Annotated in this window: 16 protein-coding genes and 1 other RNA gene; 11 read left to right on the forward strand and 6 right to left on the reverse strand. The window is 47.4% G+C overall.

Going from position 1 to position 18,939, the window contains the following annotated elements; all coding sequences use genetic code 11:
- Window positions 1-48: 48 nt before the first annotated feature.
- The 4 genes from ACPAOP_RS03020 to gyrA all read right to left on the reverse strand — a co-directional run bounded on the left by ACPAOP_RS03020 (window position 49) and on the right by gyrA (window position 5,996).
- A complete protein-coding gene (locus ACPAOP_RS03020) occupies window positions 49-966 on the reverse strand; it encodes a prephenate dehydrogenase (RefSeq protein WP_423709274.1) in 918 nt (305 codons plus the stop codon).
- Window positions 967-973: 7 nt separating this feature from the next.
- Window positions 974-2,047, reverse strand: a complete 1,074-nt coding sequence (gene pheA, locus ACPAOP_RS03025) for a prephenate dehydratase (protein WP_423681154.1) — start codon at window positions 2,045-2,047, stop codon at window positions 974-976.
- Window positions 2,048-2,248: 201 nt separating this feature from the next.
- Window positions 2,249-3,349 carry a 3-phosphoserine/phosphohydroxythreonine transaminase gene (gene serC, locus ACPAOP_RS03030; protein ID WP_423709275.1) on the reverse strand — a complete coding sequence of 367 codons (1,101 nt, stop codon included), beginning with the start codon at window positions 3,347-3,349 and terminating at the stop codon, window positions 2,249-2,251.
- Between the two features lie 4 nt (window positions 3,350-3,353).
- On the reverse strand, window positions 3,354-5,996 hold the full coding sequence (gene gyrA, locus ACPAOP_RS03035; protein WP_423709276.1) for a DNA gyrase subunit A: 2,643 nt from the start codon (window positions 5,994-5,996) through the stop codon (window positions 3,354-3,356).
- Between the two features lie 686 nt (window positions 5,997-6,682).
- Here gyrA and ompA point away from each other — a divergent pair.
- The 4 genes from ompA (at window position 6,683) to ssrA (ending at window position 9,440) form a co-directional block, all read left to right on the forward strand.
- Window positions 6,683-7,336 carry an outer membrane protein OmpA gene (gene ompA, locus ACPAOP_RS03040; RefSeq protein ID WP_423709277.1) on the forward strand — a complete coding sequence of 218 codons (654 nt, stop codon included), beginning with the start codon at window positions 6,683-6,685 and terminating at the stop codon, window positions 7,334-7,336.
- A 262-nt stretch (window positions 7,337-7,598) separates the two neighbouring features.
- Window positions 7,599-8,303, forward strand: a complete 705-nt coding sequence (gene ubiG / locus ACPAOP_RS03045) for a bifunctional 2-polyprenyl-6-hydroxyphenol methylase/3-demethylubiquinol 3-O-methyltransferase UbiG (RefSeq protein ID WP_423681159.1) — start codon at window positions 7,599-7,601, stop codon at window positions 8,301-8,303.
- 55 nt (window positions 8,304-8,358) lie between these two features.
- Entirely contained in the window at window positions 8,359-9,036 is a 678-nt protein-coding gene (locus tag ACPAOP_RS03050) for an HAD family hydrolase (RefSeq protein ID WP_423709278.1), read from the forward strand.
- Window positions 9,037-9,080: 44 nt separating this feature from the next.
- Window positions 9,081-9,440: a transfer-messenger RNA gene (gene ssrA, locus ACPAOP_RS03055) on the forward strand.
- A gap of 252 nt (window positions 9,441-9,692) precedes the next feature.
- Here ssrA and ACPAOP_RS03060 read toward each other — a convergent pair.
- On the reverse strand, window positions 9,693-10,652 hold the full coding sequence (locus ACPAOP_RS03060) for a hypothetical protein (protein WP_423709279.1): 960 nt from the start codon (window positions 10,650-10,652) through the stop codon (window positions 9,693-9,695).
- Window positions 10,653-11,067: 415 nt separating this feature from the next.
- Here ACPAOP_RS03060 and ACPAOP_RS03065 point away from each other — a divergent pair, with 415 nt between their 5' ends.
- The 7 genes from ACPAOP_RS03065 (at window position 11,068) to ACPAOP_RS03095 (ending at window position 18,162) form a co-directional block, all read left to right on the forward strand.
- Window positions 11,068-11,313: a helix-turn-helix transcriptional regulator gene (locus ACPAOP_RS03065; RefSeq protein WP_423709280.1), complete on the forward strand. Its 246-nt coding sequence runs from the start codon at window positions 11,068-11,070 to the stop codon at window positions 11,311-11,313.
- Window positions 11,314-11,916: 603 nt separating this feature from the next.
- Window positions 11,917-12,933 carry a YagK/YfjJ domain-containing protein gene (locus tag ACPAOP_RS03070; RefSeq protein WP_423709281.1) on the forward strand — a complete coding sequence of 339 codons (1,017 nt, stop codon included), beginning with the start codon at window positions 11,917-11,919 and terminating at the stop codon, window positions 12,931-12,933.
- A gap of 100 nt (window positions 12,934-13,033) precedes the next feature.
- Window positions 13,034-14,128 (forward strand): hypothetical protein, encoded by a 1,095-nt coding sequence (locus ACPAOP_RS03075; RefSeq protein ID WP_423709282.1) that lies wholly within the window; start codon window positions 13,034-13,036, stop codon window positions 14,126-14,128.
- Window positions 14,129-14,419: 291 nt separating this feature from the next.
- Window positions 14,420-14,764, forward strand: coding sequence for a hypothetical protein (locus ACPAOP_RS03080; protein ID WP_423709283.1), 345 nt, complete (start codon window positions 14,420-14,422; stop codon window positions 14,762-14,764).
- A 236-nt stretch (window positions 14,765-15,000) separates the two neighbouring features.
- Complete coding sequence (locus ACPAOP_RS03085) at window positions 15,001-15,960, forward strand: DUF932 domain-containing protein (RefSeq protein WP_423709284.1); 960 nt, start codon at window positions 15,001-15,003, stop codon at window positions 15,958-15,960.
- Between the two features lie 90 nt (window positions 15,961-16,050).
- Window positions 16,051-17,067, forward strand: a complete 1,017-nt coding sequence (locus ACPAOP_RS03090; protein ID WP_423709285.1) for a YqaJ viral recombinase family protein — start codon at window positions 16,051-16,053, stop codon at window positions 17,065-17,067.
- A gap of 174 nt (window positions 17,068-17,241) precedes the next feature.
- On the forward strand, window positions 17,242-18,162 hold the full coding sequence (locus ACPAOP_RS03095) for a hypothetical protein (RefSeq protein ID WP_423709286.1): 921 nt from the start codon (window positions 17,242-17,244) through the stop codon (window positions 18,160-18,162).
- A 191-nt stretch (window positions 18,163-18,353) separates the two neighbouring features.
- Here ACPAOP_RS03095 and ACPAOP_RS03100 read toward each other — a convergent pair whose 3' ends face one another.
- Window positions 18,354-18,695 carry a helix-turn-helix domain-containing protein gene (locus ACPAOP_RS03100; RefSeq protein ID WP_423709287.1) on the reverse strand — a complete coding sequence of 114 codons (342 nt, stop codon included), beginning with the start codon at window positions 18,693-18,695 and terminating at the stop codon, window positions 18,354-18,356.
- Between the last annotated feature and the right edge of the window lie 244 nt (window positions 18,696-18,939).

Genomic DNA, 18,939 nt, shown 5'->3' on the forward strand with positions numbered 1-18,939 from the left:
AGAATTCGTCCGTCGTCATCCGGAATGAAGCCGAGAACATTGGCGATGTTAATCGCCACCTTCACGCTGCTGCTTTTCTGCGGCTTCAATCGCGGAAATCCAGTTGTGACGGGCGCGTTGTGCGTTTGCGTAAATACCTTCGATGCCCGCTGCATCAGCATGGACTAAATGCTGGCGCAACACCGCCAAACGCGCGGTGTACGAATCCAGTTCCTGCAACATCGCGTGCCGGTTTGCCAGCGTGATGTCGCGCCACATTTCCGGCGAAGAACCGGCAATCCGGGTGAAATCACGAAAGCCGCTCGCCGCATATTGAAACAGGGTATCGGCATGTTCTTTACGGGCGATATCATCCACCAATGCATAAGCAAGCAGATGCGGTAAATGACTGACTGCTGCAAACACCGCGTCATGCCCGGCCGGATCAAGATAATGAATAATCGCGCCACATTGTTGCCATGCCCAGGCAACGCGCGCCACATCCGCATCGCTGTTTTCCAGCAGGCGTGTGATCACCGCTTTTTTACCGACATACAAATCAACGAGTGCCGCTTCTGGCCCATTCAACTCGCGACCTGCAATCGGATGCGCAGGGACAAACTGGCGCAACTTTGCGCCCAGCGCTTCTTTTGCGGCATCAACGACATCGGATTTGGTACTGCCAGCGTCGGTAACAATCGTTGTTGGCGATAAATACGGCTGTATGGAATCCAGAATTGCTTTGATTTGCGCGACCGGCGCAGCAATCAACACCAGATCAGCATCCTTGACTGCAGCTTCGGGCGAAGTCGCAATGCTGTCGATAATACCGAGCTGCAATGCTCGTTCCAGCGAAGCCTGACTACGCCCGGAGCCAACGATATGCTGCACAGCGCCAGCTTTTTTCAATGCCAGCGCAAATGAGCCACCGATCAGGCCAACACCAAAAATCGCAACACGCTTAAAAAAATTCGGGACCTTATCCATCACGATCTCACAACGTACAAGGATAAGAACCCAGGACTTTGAAGAAAGCTGCTTTTGCATCAAGCTCAGCCATCGCCGCTGCAACTCTTTCATCCATGACGTGTCCTTCGACATCGACATAGAAGTAATATTCCCAGTTGCCGGTGCGGGCGGGACGCGATTCAAAACGGGTCATCGAAACGCCGTGTTTGGATAAGGGCGCGAGCAAATCGTACACAGCGCCCGCCTTGTTCGGCGTCGCCAGCACAATCGAGGTCTGATCTTTGCCGCTCGGTGTCGTATGCAAACGTCCTATCACCGCAAAGCGCGTACGGTTATGCGGATCGTCCTGAATGTGTGCGCTGACGATACCGAGGTTATATTGGGTGCCAGCGATTTCACTGGCGATCGCAGCAACGGTGTAATCACCACCGGCCATGCGCGCAGCTTCGGCATTCGATGCTACGGCCTGACGCTCAATATGCGGATAATGCTGGTTCAGCCATGCCTGACACTGCGCCAGCGCTTGCGAATGGGCGCAGATACGGCTCACGCCTTCCATATTGCCGGATTTGCTCATCAGACTGTGCTGCACCGGAATCGCCAGTTCACCGCTGATGATCAGACTGGTTTGCAGCAATAAATCGAGTGTGCGATTAATCGCACCTTCGGAAGAATTTTCAATCGGTACCACGCCGAAATCCGCTGTGCCCGCTTCGGTGGCCCGGAACACCTCATCAATTGAAACGCAAGGCAAAGCCTGAATCGCATGACCAAACTGCTTGTACACCGCCTGTTCGCTGAAAGTGCCGACCGGGCCTAAAAACGCCACGACGACACGCCGCTCCAATGCACGGCAGGCGGACATGATTTCGCGGAAAATCAGTTGTATATCTTCGTTCAGCAAAGGACCGGGATTACGCTCCGCAACCCCGCGCAATACCTGCGCCTCGCGCTCAGGACGAAACACCGGCGCATTGGTTTCGGCTTTGACATGGCCGACTTCTTCAGCCACGCGGGCACGCTGATTCAGTAAATCGAGAATCTGGGCATCAATCGTATCGATCTTGATGCGCAGTGGAAGTAATTTGTTGTCGCTCATAACTGACCTAAAAACCGTTTTTTGAACACTGTGAAAGCGGAAAACCAGCCTTAAGCATCCTGTCTGCCGCTTTGAATTATTTGATTCCTCACCAAGCTTTTGATCTGGTTCGACAGCGCCACGGTTTCCAGGTAATGGGTTATGCCATGTTCAGAAAGGCCTGTCGCCTGAGGATAAGGCGATACGTTACTGCTATTACGTTCAGGAATGCGCGCTGGCAAACTCGCGCATGAAATGAACCAGTGCCTGCACACCGGCGAGCGGCATCGCATTGTAAATAGAGGCACGCATACCACCGACCGATTTGTGCCCCTTCAACTGCAACAAACCTTGTAATTTTGCTGCTGCTAAAAACTCTGTATTCAGAGATTCGTCTTTCAGGAAAAACGGCACATTCATCCGGGAGCGGCATTCTTTTGCGACGCGATTTTCATAAAAATCGGTGGAATCCAGATAGTCGTACAACAGTGTTGCCTTCGCAATATTTTGCGCTTCCATCGCCGCCACGCCGCCCTGACGTTTCAGCCATTGAAACACCAGACCGGCAATGTAAATCGCATAGGTCGGCGGTGTGTTGTACATCGAACCGTTGTCGGCGACAATTTTCCAGTCAAATGCGGACGGGCACACCGGCAAAGCATGTCCAAGCAGATCCTCACGTACGATCGCCAGCGTCAGACCTGCCGGGCCGATATTTTTCTGTGCGCCGCCAAAAATCACGCCGTAGGCTGACACATCAATCACTCGCGACAAGATGTGCGAAGACATGTCTGCCACGATAGGCGCACCACCGGTCTGTTCCGCCACCTCAGGTACGAAATGGTATTCAACACCATCTATCGTTTCATTGGTACAGAGATGCACATAGGCCGCATCTCTCGACAACTGCCAGCTTTCTCTGGCCGGAATCGCCGTAAAACCGTTGCTGGCAGCCGAGGCTGCCACATTCACTCTGGCATACTTTTGCGCTTCTTTGATGGACTTACCACTCCACGAGCCGGTATGAATGAAATCTACCGGCGCATCGGGACAACGCCCCATCAGGTTCATGGGAACGATGGCATTTTCAGCGAGACCACCACCTTGTAAAAACAAGATTTTGTAATTTTCCGGAATCGCCAGCAGATCACGCAAATCACGTTGGGCGGCATCCATGATAGACATGAATTCCGCGCCGCGGTGACTCATCTCCATGACCGACATACCGCTGCCATGCCAGTCCAGCATTTCTGCTGCAGCCTGCTGCAAAACCTCTTTAGGCAAAACTGCCGGACCCGCCGAAAAATTATAGATGGTGGTCATCGTTTTACTCCGCTACATCGCCAGCGGCCTCATCAGCCGATGAGCCTGCTTCAGTGTCATCCTGATCTGCGTCGGTCTCGACGATACGCTGCAAACCGGACAAAGTCGTACCATCCTCAACCGCAATCAGTGTAACGCCTTGCGTTGCACGTCCCATTTCACGAATCTCGGATACTCGGGTCCGGATCAGAACACCACCGGTTGTGATCAACATGATTTCATCGCTCGTGTCGACCAGAGTCGCAGCAACCACTTTGCCATTACGCTCAGAAGTCTGAATTGCGATCATGCCTTTGGTACCACGGCCATGACGTGTGTATTCGGTAATCGGTGTACGCTTACCGAAACCATTTTCTGTTGCCGTCAAGACTGATTGCTGTTCGTTTTCAGCGACCAGCAAAGCGATCACTTGCTGTGATTCGTCCAGATTCATGCCGCGCACACCACGCGCAGTACGGCCCATCGGGCGCACATCATTCTCATCGAAACGCACTGCCTTACCTGCGTCCGAAAACAACATCACGTCGTGCTTGCCATCCGTCAGTGCGGCACCGATCAGGAAATCACCTTCATCCAGATCTACCGCGATAATGCCGGCTTTGCGAGGATTACTGAAATCGGCCAACGGTGTTTTCTTCACGGTACCCAGGCTGGTTGCCATGAAAATGTAACGATCTTCAGGGAAGCTGCGGTTGTCACCCGACAAAGGCAGAATCACGGTGATTTTTTCGCCATCCTGCAGCGGGAACATATTCACGATAGGTTTTCCGCGAGACGTGCGTGAACCTTGCGGCACTTCCCACACTTTGAGCCAGTACAGGCGGCCTCGATTACTGAAGCACAGGATGTAATCGTGAGTATTAGCGACAAATAATTGCTCAATCCAGTCGTCGTCTTTGGTAGCGGTTGCTTGCTTGCCGCGACCACCACGTTTCTGTGCACGATATTCAGACAAAGGCTGCGACTTCATGTAACCAGTGTGTGACAAGGTCACCACCATATCGACCGGCGTAATCAGATCTTCGGTTTCCAGATCTGTCGCATTGTGCGTAATTTCAGAACGGCGGACGTCTTTATTTCCTTCGCCATACTCATTTCTGGCGAGTGTCAGTTCATCAGTAATAATCGTTGTGACACGTTCCGGCTTTGCCAGAATATCGAGCAAATCGGCGATTTCAGCCATCACGTCTTTGTATTCGTTGACGATCTTATCCTGCTCCAGACCAGTCAGACGTTGCAAACGCATTTGCAGGATTTCCTGCGCCTGATCGTCAGATAATTTATACAGACCATCCGGCTGAATACCGTAATGCTTAGGCAAACTCTCAGGACGGAAAGCATCAACCCCACCCGGATTATCAGCAGCAGTGCGTGTCAGCATCTCACGTACCATGGAACTGTCCCAGGCACGCGTCATCAATTCCTGTTTCGCCAGAGGAGGCGTTGGCGCCGCTTTAATGATGGCGATGAAATCGTCGATGTTCGCCAATGCCACTGCCAGACCTTCGAGCACATGACCACGTTCGCGCGCTTTGCGCAGTTCAAACACGGTACGACGCGTGACAACTTCACGGCGATGCGACAAGAAGCACGCCAGCATTTCTTTCAGGTTCAGCAGCTTAGGCTGGCCATTGACCAGCGCCACCATATTCATACCGAACGTGTCCTGCAACTGCGTCTGCTTATACAGATTATTCAGTACCACGTCCGGTACTTCACCACGTTTAAGCTCAATGACCACGCGCATGCCGGATTTATCGGATTCATCGCGAATATCTGAAATGCCGTCCAGCTTTTTATCGCGCACTAATTCTGCGATACGCTCAAGCAAGGATTTTTTATTAACCTGGTACGGCAGCTCATCAATAATCAGCGCGGTACGGTTATCTTTACCAAATTCTTCAAAATGCGTCTTCGCACGCATCACAACGCGACCGCGACCGGTGCGGTAACCGTCGCGCACACCGGAAACACCATAGATAATGCCGCCGGTCGGGAAATCCGGTGCTGGGATAATCTCTATCAGCTCATCGATCGTGCAATCGTCGTTCCGCAATAAGTGCAGAGCACCATTGATAATTTCGGTAATGTTGTGCGGCGGGATATTCGTCGCCATACCAACGGCGATCCCGGAGGCACCGTTGATCAACAAATTGGGGATACGGGTAGGCAGAACCGATGGTTCTTTTTCTTTACCATCATAGTTCGGTACGAAATCGACTGTTTCTTTTTCGATATCCGCCAGAATTTCGTTAGCAATTTTGTCTAAGCGACATTCGGTGTAACGCATCGCAGCGGCACTGTCGCCGTCAATTGAACCGAAGTTCCCCTGACCATCGACCAGCGTGTAGCGCAAAGAAAAATCCTGCGCCATACGTACCAATGTGTCATAAATCGAAGCATCGCCGTGCGGATGGTATTTACCCATGACCTCACCGACAACACGCGCGCATTTGACGAACGGACGGTTATAAACATTGTTCATCTCATGCATCGCGAACAAAACGCGTCGATGTACAGGCTTGAGACCATCACGCACATCCGGTAAAGCTCGGCCAACGATCACGCTCATGGCGTAATCAAGGTAGCTCTTGCGCATTTCTTCTTCAAGGGAGATCGGGAGTGTTTCTTTTGCGAATTGATCCATTGGCATGCCGGCAAATTAGAGCTTGGTTGAATGATAACTTCGAGAAAAACAGTTGCTGCCAATGCTGGGTTTGCTAATACTGCTTGCCAGCAGTGCCCGGCTTTTCACAAGCAAGACAAGATCAGAGACAAAAGTTTTTCGAATTTTTAGCCTAGAATTTTAACATGCCAGGGAGACCAAACGTCACAAAATAGCAAAACAGAAATACGCGCAGTAACAGTGGGGTTGCTGCATTTCAACAAAGGATCCCTGCTATTTCAAAGCCGCACAAAGTGATTCACTGCTGACCGGCAAGCATCCAGCCTATTACTCTGGAGCATGACCTTGTTAATTACCTGCAATCGATCCGGACTAAATTCGGAACATCAAACAATATTTGCAAAATTATAAAATCAACAAATAAGTTCACCAGAGAAATTATTGCCAATATAAAATCTTTCAAATAAGAATCACATCAGAAACACGGTGACATTGTTGCCCATGCACGACATATTTAACGAAGTGTTACTTTAGCGATTTAACAAGTCATGCTGGATTGACGTGATCTATGGCAAAATATGGGCGGAATAACAGCATTGTTCGTTTGACGAAATAGTAATGTCATCAAGCGCGTGGTATCATCAGGTTTTAAGCAGTAATTTGCGCAGTTTATCTGCGATAATTAAATCTCAGTCGAGAGGATAAATATGAAAATTCTAGTTAAGCTCGTTATCGCAGCGTCCGCAGTTGCTTCCTTTTCTGCATCCGCACAACAAGACATCAAAGCGAACGCACCACACAGCGCTTATGTGCAAGATGCTCGCGGCGTTATCGTTCGTGATGCATTCGGTCTGTGCTGGCGCACTGGCTACTGGACACCTGCTGATGCAGTGCCAGGTTGCGACGCTCCTTTGGTAAAAGAAGCGGCTCCAACTCCAGTTGCCGCCCCAGCCCCAGTTGCTGCCCCAGCTCCAGCTCCAGTTGTTGCTCCAGCTGCTCCGACATCTGAAAAAGTGACTTTCGCTGCCAGCGCATTGTTCGATTTTGACAAATCCGTATTGAAACCAGAAGGTAAAGCACAGCTTGACGACATGGTTTCCAAATTGAAAGCAATCAATCTGGAAGTTGTTATCGCTGTTGGTCACACTGACTCTGTTGGTACTGATGCTTACAACCAAAAATTGTCTATCCGCCGCGCAGAAGCAGTTAAAGCTTATCTGGTAAGCAAAGGTATCGAAGCTAACCGTGTTTACACTGAAGGCAAAGGCGAAAAACAACCAGTTGCTGATAACAAAACAGCAGAAGGCCGCGCTAAAAACCGTCGCGTAGAAATCGAAGTTGTTGGTACACGCAACAAATAATTAAACTCAGTTTAATTACGCAAAAAGCCCCGCTCTGGCGGGGTTTTTTGTTTTCAATTCTCCTTCCCGGTATGTCAACTCCGTCACAAAATACAAGATAAGTATTTATTCTTGAAAGCCACTCTATCTGTAACAAGCACAAAGCAGGATGTTCTGCAGAAACTCGCCTTGTCTTGACATGATCAAGTGCGGTAAGCAGCGGGATCGCCTACAATACGCCTTTGGTTTTCTTATATTTAACTTAGTTATCTCCGCAGACATCATGCCGACACTCAATGCAGATCCAGCAGAAATTCAGAAATTCAGTGACCTAGCTCATCGCTGGTGGGATCCAAATTCAGAGTTCCGCCCGTTACATGAAATCAACCCGTTGCGTCTGGAATGGATTAATCAACGCATTCCACTGGCAGGTAAAAACGTTATCGATGTCGGCTGTGGCGGCGGCATCCTCGCTGAATCGATGGCAAAAAAAGGCGCTATCGTGACTGGCATCGATCTCTCTGAGAAAGCCCTGAAAGTGGCCGATTTACACGGTCTGGAGTCCGGCATCAGCGTACGTTATAAAAACATTCCCGCAGAAGAAATGGCTGAAGCAGAAGCCGGTCAATTTGATGTCGTCACCTGCATGGAAATGCTGGAACACGTACCCGATCCATCTTCCATCATTCGTGCCTGTACAAAATTACTGAAACCGGGTGGACATGTCTTTTTTTCGACGCTGAACCGTAATGTAAAATCGTATCTGTTCGCTATTATTGGCGCTGAGTACGTATTGCAGTTATTACCGAAGGGAACGCATGACTATGCCAAATTCATCACCCCGGCAGAACTTTCCCAAGATGTACGCAATGCGGGTCTTGAATTAAATGCAATGAAAGGTTTGAGCTACAATCCGCTGACAAAAATTTATTCATTAAATAACGATACCAGCGTCAATTACATGATTGCCTGCACCAAACCCGCTTAACTCAGATCATGTACAAACGGCATGCAAAGCCGTTTGTACATTCACCAATTCACGTATGCACAATCCTCAAGCAATTTTATTTGATCTCGATGGCACCTTAGCCGATACCGCACCGGATCTGGCTGCGGCCATCAATGCGATGCGTGCACAGCGCGCATTACCTCCCGTGCATTACCTGAGTCTGCGTCCATTTGCATCTGCCGGGGCCAGAGGCTTACTCGGTGCGGGCTTCAATATCACCCCGGATGATACCGACTACGAAGCGATGCGCATCGAATTTCTGAATACGTATGAATCTGCACTCGCCGTGCATAGCCACCTGTTTGAACACGTCACCACCTTGCTTCACGGACTGAACCAGCTAGGGCTTTGCTGGGGAATTGTCACCAATAAGGCGCAACGCTTCACGAAGCCACTGATCTCTCTGCTAGACCTGCAGGAAGCACGCTGTGTCATTTCAGGTGACACCACGCCTCATGCAAAACCACACCCCGCCCCGCTGCTGGAAGCTGCGCGACGCATTGGCGTACGCTCAGAACATTGTTGGTACATCGGGGATGATTTACGCGATATTCAGGCGGCCGAAGCCGCAGGAATGACCAGCATCGCAGCGGCATGGGGCTATTGCGGAGCGACCGAACCAACGCAATGGAAAGCCGATGCCATCATCGACAGTCCGCTGGAATTACTCGAACTGATCAGAGCCAAACATTTACAAGTTGCCACCTCTTGAATTCTTCGTGTGGCACCACATATAGGTTATACTAGCAAAGCTTTGGGGACGACCTGGTTTCGACAGGGGTTGCAAAGCAGCGCAGGGCATACCGAGGCCAGACTACCTCGTAAATACAATCTGAACTATATAACTGCAAACGATAACTCGTACGCATTAGCCGCTTAATACCGGCTAACCTTACACCACCTCTTCCCTAGGGTGGGCTGGTAACAGCAGTAAGGACATTCATAGGGAATCGTCCTGAACCGGGTTACTTGGCGCAGGATTAAACTTAAGGTAACTCGCCTCATTGCAGCGTGTGCGTCCGCGTCAATGTGGTTAAATCAAATGGCAGCACTAAGTATGTAGAACTGTCTGTAGAGTGCTTCTGGACGCGGGTTCGATTCCCGCCGTCTCCACCAAAATTCAAAGATAAGCCATTGATTTTCAATGGCTTTTTCTTTTAATAAAACAATCGGTATGCCATTCAGTATGCCATATTGCGTTGGAATGCGTTGGATAACTTTGTATGCAAATTCGGACTTTACGAGCGACGTTTTTACAAAGCACTGCGTCTAAGCAAACAGAAAATCAATTTCGATTAGCTGTCACATTAATATTAGACGTTCCAATATTGAATGAAGTTTGTAAGCCTATTGCAGAGCCTTGATTTCTCAACCTCGTTTTTTTCGCATGGTGAAACATTTATGTCTAACCATATATTCCCACCAATTCATTAACATTTCGCGTTCATCTTCATTTCCCCTCCATGGATATTTGGTTTGCCTTTTATTTACATAATCTCTTATAAAATCATTTCGATAACAACTAAAGTGATTTGCTGCAAATTCAAAGAATTTTGTGAACTTATTGACATCTATGGCATAAGCTGGCCAAAGAGACTTCAATGCAGCATTCAATTCCATCTTACCCAAAGAGCTTAGCGCAAAAAACAATTTTCCACTTTCATCATTTCTCGGGAAGTCCCAATGAATTGCCTTATAAATAATCTGACTTACACTGCGGGAACAATTTACATATATTGAATTATTTTTACGTCCACTTACTTGAATAGAGTAACGCTCATCACGATTCATTCGAAGATCATTTTGCTTTAAAGTTAGCAATTCAACAAGACTAAAAGGCATCAATAGCAAGATCCAAATCACCGCATAAATTTCAAATTCCAAGCGACTTTTTTTTATATCAAAGCATTTCCAAGAAAATATAGGAAATTTTTGCTCTAGTTCTTCAATAAATTTGTTAGCATCTTCATAATCTTTAAAGCACGGCATTTTAGGCACTGCTAAGTTTTTAGTAACTTTCTTTAAAAGATTCTTACTTTTTTCTCTCCGAATTTGCTTACAAAGCTTATCGGCCTCTACTCTAGCTTGCTCCTCTGAAAGCTCATTTACGTTACCCAATGGCAAATCGTAATCGGTTCCCTGATAGCGCTTTCGAAATGAATAACTGACAACCATTCCATTGCAACTATGTTGAGTTAGTCCTCCGCCCAGACTCTTTTTAGTTACTTTTTGGCGGGTTCTCTTCATCTCGTTTCCATCGCCAGTCTTTTTTTGCTCTCCCCTGACCGACAACTGCACAAGAACATTATCGTTTTGATCAGTGTTCATACCTCACCCAATTTTCAAACAAAAAATTTTATAGAAGCCAATCAAACTTCATTTAAGTATTAATTTAATAATTATTAAGAAGCAAAAACTACCTGAACATTCTCAAATTTTTATTAAATTTTTCCAAAATTTTTCCAAATTTTACCCAACTAAAAATAAATCTAATATACATACTTAGTTCTAATTTTAGGCTACAGCCAGAAGAAACTCGATTTATTCATCGGATTCAGTATAAATAGAAGAAAAATTGGTCTGCGTGTACAAAATTTCCATCACTATGTTTTCTTGTCGCTGATTGAAAACACTCAATTTTTAGATGTAATGTGAAAAGTCTGAAAAAATTTATTGGCCCAGTCCATGGTGTGCAGATGACTGTTGTTCGCTGCATTTCTCACTCTTTCAAGGAAATGACACCATGCAAAATTTTTCCCACCCTCAATTACTTCGTCGTCAACAAGTTGAACTGATGACTGGCCTGAAACGCAGCAGCATTTACGGCAGAATGAATCCGCAATGCAAGCAATACGACCCTAGCTTTCCGAAGCCGGTTTCGTTGTCTGTCGCCGGTAAAGGCAGCGTTGCCTGGATTGCGTCTGAAGTAGATGCCTGGATTGCCGGACGAATTGCCGCAAGCCGGTTGTGTTCTCACGGCTCGAATTAGGAATCTCCGGACATCTTTTGGAGTTTTTCCGGAAATAACTTTGTATAACGCGTTTCGGTGGATAAACCGCACTATCTCCCGTTTTTTTACCCGCCAGGCTGGGTTAGCGATGATTTCTTACAGGTAAGAATTTCGGTTATTTATGTTATTTAAATAGAATCAAAATAAAGTTAATTTAAATGAAATGAAGTCAGTTAAATTAAAAGGAAGCAAGTAAAGGCAATGCATACCGTACATCGATTCAATATCAATGAAACAACGGGTAAGGAATAAATCAAAAACATGACTCATCTGGTATGAAGCAATCAAACAGTGAAGACCCCTTCTCACTCGTTTCATCATCTCTTCCTCGTTTTACCCAAGTCGATTGACGACCTCGCAGCAAAACACAGTAACTCGCCATTGACGACTGCAGCATAGCAGTCAGTGAAGTACGCATGACTTCTTTGTCTGACTCTCTCGTCACAGGCTATCCGGCTCGGTACTGACGACTGAGTATCTCTCCCCTGTACACCTTACTTATCCATGACCCAATGTCGAGGATGAGGATATTGCCTGCGTGCCTATTATGGGCAGCAGGTTTTTTTTGAAAGAAACAACACTATGCAAACCAACAGACCATTCAAATTTGATTCTTTACAGCAACAAGGTAACGGATCATTTGACGATCAAGAACCAGTGACGAATGTCAGTAATGGCTATCAAGGACTCAGTCTTGATTCTGAGTACCTTGACGATTTACAGGCATGGGTACAAACGCTTGCTAAAAAAGAATCGATGATTGATTCCGATATGACGATGGTTCAAGCCGATATCGATCGGTATCTGGATGTGATCGCTAAATTACCCAATGAATACGTCTATAGCCCTTGTATTGAGGCGTTCATCGCATGCAGTCAGGAAGTCGGCCTGTTACCAGCTTGTTTTTTGAGCACCATTCAGCAATGCAATGAACTCCTTGTTCGACTCAGGCAGTATTGTCAAACGGAACACTTTAGAGAGGCCGTACGTATCGCTGAACGGGAGGCTGACAAGCGTTACCGGGATTACGCCCGGTATATCGATGCGCTATTTGACAGAAATGACCGGATTATTGTTTTAAGGCTGGATCTCAGTTATCAGAAGATCTATACACGACAGATTACCTTATCAAAGGCCATGTCGGATATGGAGCGGTTCTTGAATAATCGGCGGAACAACCAGTTATTCAAGAGCAACATCGGTTATATCCTCAAAACAGAATACGGCATAGAACGAGGAATTCATTTTCATGTGCTGCTGTTTTTTAATGGGTCTCAGCGTCGGGGGGCTTCGCATGTGCATCATGCTCAACAGATCGGGGAATACTGGTGCAATGAGGTGACGATGGGGCAAGGAAGCTACTGGAATTGCAATCAGAATATCGAAGAGTTCAAAATGAGGGGGAGATGTGGGATCGGGGAGATTCACTGGAGTGAGACAGACTTACGTCGTCATCTGCGGGACTATGTTTTGGGGTATTTGTGTAAGCTTGGGCAGTCTTTTAAACCGCGACAGTTCTCTAAAGCCAGAATGATACGGCGCGGGGCTTTTCCTGCTGAACAACAAATTCGGCTTGGGCGGCCGAGGAATGTAAAATAAAAATGATGTTGTAGTGGTGGTAGCACATCACTACTCACTTAATCCATTAATGTCACAATAAAATCTAACGAATACATACATCACGCAATAGATTTAAAGAATGCCCATTCTAAAATATTCGCAAAAAAATGAATTATCAGACATTGCCATTTGGAAACAAATAAAGATGGATTTTGGGTCGATCATCCGACGGGAAATAGATGACGACGGAATCTACCTTGAGGAACAATGCATAAATAATAAAATTTCTGATAAATACCCGGTTCTACCTAGCTCACCAATTTTGAGCCTCGCAACTATACATTTGTTTGTTAAAGAATGTATTAACAATGAAATAACAAAATTTCCTATCCAAAAAAATCAGAACCCTCCTGAAATTTCCCACATCAAAGATTTAAATTATTTTTCGAATATCTTTCTAAATCTGTGGCTTAACTATCCCACAGATTTATTCCCCAGCGCAGAAATATTGCTCGCAAAAAAAGTATTTTTAAAACCTCAATACTACTATCAGGAACTTACTAACGAACATAAAATTTCCATCAGTAATCCCGAGAAAAACCAAGCTGACATAGTTAACGACTTTATTGATGAAATTAAAAATTCAATAAAACAGCCGGAATTTAAACGCAATCAAAGGAAACAAATTTCGGCTGCAAGAAAGAATTTTGATGGAGCTTCAGAATATATTAATCGCTTGTTACTAATTCACTCTAGTCTAAAGATAGTAAGACTTGAATGCGGCATTCCTGACCAAGACGACTTCAAAAAGACTGGAGATATTGCAAAAATATTTTTAAAAAAATTCACAAATAATCGAAGAAACAACGGTCTCTTTCATGAAATGTTAGGTGGCTTATGGAAGCTTGAAGCATATCCTGATCGAGGCGCTTACTTCCATTTCATGGTGTTTTTCCATGCAAATACACAACTCAACAGTGACGAAATAGCTAGGCAAATCGGAAATTATTGGGTCCACCGAATTACAAATTCCAAGGGGTCATATCGACTGTGCTCCAAATCAAATAATCCTTACATATCGTCTTCTATTGGCATAGTAAAAAGTAATGATAAACAATCTTGCTTAGATCTGTGCCATGCCCTTTACTACCTCACGTTTAAAGACCGTTACTTAAAAATTGGTGATTTCGAAAACGGGAGGAGATTTGGAAAATGGAAACTTACAGAAATATAGCATTTTTACAAATCTACAGTTTTCAGTCGACATAGATTTTTCTCACTTTGACCATCCAGAGCACTTCCTGCTTCATGTTCCGGACTAATGTTTTACGTTTTCTTACTTTCTGCAAAATCATTCCAAAATTTTTGACCTATATATCACCTCTGTAGCGTAGACCAGCATTCGATTGGTTTACGCTTCTTATGCCGTAATTGCAATTTCCGCATTGCATTACGCGCCGCAGTTTCCGTCTTCAATTTCCTCGTAAATCTTTATCACATTACCTTTAATCAGGAGCATTTCCCTATGGTCAATTCAGTTTGTTGTCCGCGCTGTCAGTCCCATTCTATTCAAACGCGTCATTCCGGTAAGCAAGCCGGAGCTTCAATCGGTGCAGTCTCAGGTGCCGTTGCTGGCGCATCCGGTGCGATGAGCGGATTGGAACTTGGCACAACCGTCGGTGCCGTTGCCGGTCCTGCTGGTTCTGTACTGGGCGGGTTGGCCGGCTTCCTGCTGGGCGCACTGGTCGGTGGATCCACCGGGTGCGTTGCCGGCGCTCAGGTCGGTGAAGTATTCGATGATCATCTGCTTGATAACCATGTTTGTTTAGACTGCGGTCATCAATTCCATCTGTCGAAACCTCAATCTTAATCTTCCGATTTACGAATAGGTTTCGTTGATCCTCTGTTCGGCGATTGCTGTATTCACTCTGTAAATTTCAGACAGATATCGTTCTCACTGTACTACCGCACTTCCTCGTCATCCCTGAAGTATTCAAGGGATGTCATTCCTACCTGTTTTCACCATTTCCTCATTTTGTCCTATTTCTCATGCGCGGTGCATGGGGAGGGCAATGCTTATTCATATTTCTGTAAGGAGTTTTACTCATGGCACATTTACTCGAATCAATGGCTTACGTTAATGATGTTCCCTGGCATGGTCTGGGCAATCAGCTCACTGCCAAACAACCGATTGACGTCTGGGCGCAGCAAGCCGGCATGGCGTTTGAAATCCGCGAGTCGCCTGTGCGTTTCATGGCAGACAGTATCGGTGCGCTCGGCGCGATCATGACTTTTCCTGAACAAAAGGTGCTCTACCGTTCCGATACCAAGGCCGCCTTGTCGGTGGTATCGCAACGTTACCGGGTGGTACAGCCGCGCGAGATCCTGGAGTTTTACCGCGATCTGACCGAGATTTCCGGTTTTGAACTGGAAACAGCGGGCGTTCTCAAAGAAGGCCGTAAAGTCTGGGCACTCGCCAAGACCAATCAGAGTGCAACCTTCAAGGGGAATGATGTGGTCAATGGCTATCTGCTACTGGCAACCGCTTGTGACGGGACGCTGGCCACCACGGCACAGTTCACCAGTATCCGGGTCGTCTGCAATAACACGCTTGCTGTCGCATTACAAAATGGCAGCGGTGCCGTGAAGGTGCCGCACAGCACGCAGTTCGATCCGCAGGCCGTGAAGAAGCAACTCGGTGTTTCTGTCGCAGCATGGGACAGTTTCATGTACCGAATGAAGACCTTATCAGAACGCAAGGTCAAAACCCATGAAGCCATGAATTTCTTTCTGCGGGTCTTCACGGATCTGACCGATACCTCGGGTGCTTTGAGCAATGAACGGGCGATGAAGGCAGTGCAGTCCTTGTATGACGGTCAGGGGAAAGGTGCGGAACTGGCTTCGTCCAAAGGCACGGCTTTCGGTTTGCTGAACGCGGTCACGCAGTTTGTCGATCATGAACGTCGTGCGCGCAGTACCGATCATCGTCTCGAATCGGCGTGGTTCGGTCCCGGTGCCAGTCTGAAACAGAAGGCGCTAGATCAGGCATTGCTGATGGTCGCTTAGATTAAGGACTTGGATGTATTTCAGATTGTTGATCTGCCACCCGGACACGTTTGCTGTGTACCGGGTGTTTTTTTATGAACGGAGCTCATCATGAATCATGCAGTCGTATCAAGCAAACCAAGAACTTCCCTACCGGCATTGCGGCTGATTAAAACAAATGCAATGAGTCGGGAGGACTGGTTATCTGTCAGAAAGACCGGTATCGGCAGTTCGGATGCCGCTGCGGCGGTGGGTCTGAATCCGTATCAGTCTCAGTTGGAGCTGTGGTTGATTAAAACCGGACGCGATGCAGGTCTACCGGTGGTCGATCCACAGGATGAAACCAGCCCGATGTATTGGGGAACTCTGTTAGAGCCGATTGTCGCAGCGCACTATACCCGTCTGTCCGGCAACCGGGTGCGACGCATTAATGCGGTACTTCAGCATCCGGATCCCGATAAGGCGTGGATGCTGGCGAATATTGACCGGGAAGTGATGGGCGCGCCGGATGTGCAGATTCTGGAATGCAAAACGGCGGGTGAATTCGGTTCCCGTCTCTGGCGCGATGGTGTGCCGGAATATGTGCAATTACAGGTTCAGCATCAATTGGCGGTGACTGGTAAGCAAACCGCCGATGTGTGCGTACTGGTCTGCGGTCAGGAAATCCGGATTCACCGGATACAGCGTGACGATGAACTGATAGCCCGTCTGATCGAACTGGAGCGGCAGTTCTGGCATTACGTCGAAACCGATACCCCGCCACCCGCAGACGGCAGTGATTCCGCAGATCAGGCTTTGCGTTGTTTGTATCCGAAAGACAGTGGGCAACGCATGGACTGGCGTGATGACCGTGCGCTGTCAGCCTTGTTTGCCGATCTGGTCGCGGTGCGTGCCGATATCTGTAGTCGCGAACAGATTGAAGCACAGTTACGCCAGCGTCTGCAGGAACGGATGGGTGACGCCAGTCTGGCGTTGTTTGAGACTGGCCGGATTTCGTGGAAACGCAGCAAGGACAGTACCGGCATCGATCTGCAGAAATTACTCGAAGAGCAGCCGGCTATTCAGCAACAGTATGCGATGAGCAAACCGGGCAGCCGGCGCTTTCTGGTGCAGCCGGATCAGGATTGAAACCCTGCCGGTATAGCAGGGACAGGTCTGTGCCAGCACGGACCTGTCCATTCAACCGGATCATCATAGAACGACGGATGTCATTCTGCGCAGTGATTGCCTCATTATTTATCTCATTATTTATCTCATTACCTCATTCATTACCCCATTCTATTTATCATCAAGGAGTTCATCATGATCAAAGGTCTGGCTTTAACGCCACCCGTTTTAGGTCGCATTTCCATCGGTCGTGTCGTCGAAAAGAATGGCAAGCGACTTCCGGAGAAAGACGATCAGTTCACTATTACGACTCAGGTACAAGGCCATGACGGCTGGATACTGCACCCGTATGACGAAGCGATTCGCAAGGACAGTCAGCAAGCCAAATTACGGGCGATTCCGGTACAAATGCTATTTAACGATCCGGATCTGAATCTGCGTGCCGAATACAGTTTGTTCGATCGCAAGACAGGACGTCCGCTGTGTGTCGGCAATGGGGAAACCTGCCGGCGCTTTACTGATAACAGCATACAGACACATCCCTGCCCTTCACCTGATATCTGCGAACTGGCGAAAGGCGGTGCCTGTAAACCGTATGGTCGGCTGAATGTCAGTATTCATGGCACTGATGATCTGGGTAGCTTTATCTTTAGAACGACTGGTTATAACAGCATCCGCTGTCTGTCAGCACGTTTGCATTATTACCGTGCGGTCTCGGGAAATCTGTTGGCCTGTATGCCACTGGAATTGCGGCTCCGAAGCAAAAGCACGACGCAGTCTCATCGTGCGCCGATTTACTACGTCGATCTGACTTTACGTGAGGGCATGACGATGGAAGCCAGTATCACTGCGGCCATCGAACTGCATCAACGGCGACAGACTGCCGGCTACGATCAGAACAGTCTGGATCAGGCGGCCAGGCTCGGGTTTCAGAACGGGGAGTTTGAGGATAGTGCGGAAGACAGTGTCGGGATTGTGGAGGAGTTTTTTACTCCGGCAGGCACCGATGCCGCAGTCGATGGCGAGCCGTTCGGTGTCAGTGTCGGCAAAACGACCGGAAAACCAAATCTCATCGAGAAGCTGGAGAAAAAAGCTGCGCTGCTGACGCCAGCTTGATTTCACGCTGAAAGACTTGCTTCGTCGAGTAGTTCCGATGGATTGTTAGCATGAGCGGAGACCACTTGGTGCCCCACATTTCCTCCACCAAACACAATAAATGTCTTTGCTCGTATTTGGGTACAAAGAAACTGCAAACGTGAAACCTGTGTCCGGTGAGCTCATCGCTCATCGGACAAATCAAATTGGAATCAGCGATTCAGATGAACGGTAAACTTTTCCAATATCTCAAGAACAAAGCGCCGGTCTTCCTCACGAAGAGTCTTAATTAGGCTTGAAATGAACTCTCCTTGTTCTTCGGAACGATTGCTGGACTCAATCAACAAATCACCAACCGGACAATCGAAGATTTTCGCCAGTTCAATGAGTCGGGCGACGGTCGGCATTACCGTTCCCCGCTCCATCCGGGATACCGCCTCGTAACCGATGCTCAGTTGCTCGGCAACCTGCTCCTGCGTAAGTTTGCACGCTAATCGCCTTTTAGAAATTGCTCTACCTATTGATTTAGCCAGTTCTCTTTCCTGCACTTTCATTGATCGACCTCCATTCAACTGGAATGGTGGTCTTTCAACCCATTGACAAGAAGAACTTAATAAGTAGACTATCAACCTATAAAGTTGTTTTTTAATCAGATATTTTTTTAAGCGTAAAACTGAGCTTCCTCGCGAAAAGGTTACCCCATCTTTTCCGATCCAGATCGCGACTCATATATACGGACAATACGAACAAGGTGATGCAGATCAACACGTAACTTCTCCTGTTTGCCTAAATAGAGGT

The sequence above is a fragment of the Undibacterium sp. WLX3042 genome (assembly GCF_049544825.1).
In the GTDB taxonomy this organism is placed as follows: Bacteria; Pseudomonadota; Gammaproteobacteria; order Burkholderiales; family Burkholderiaceae_D; genus Undibacterium.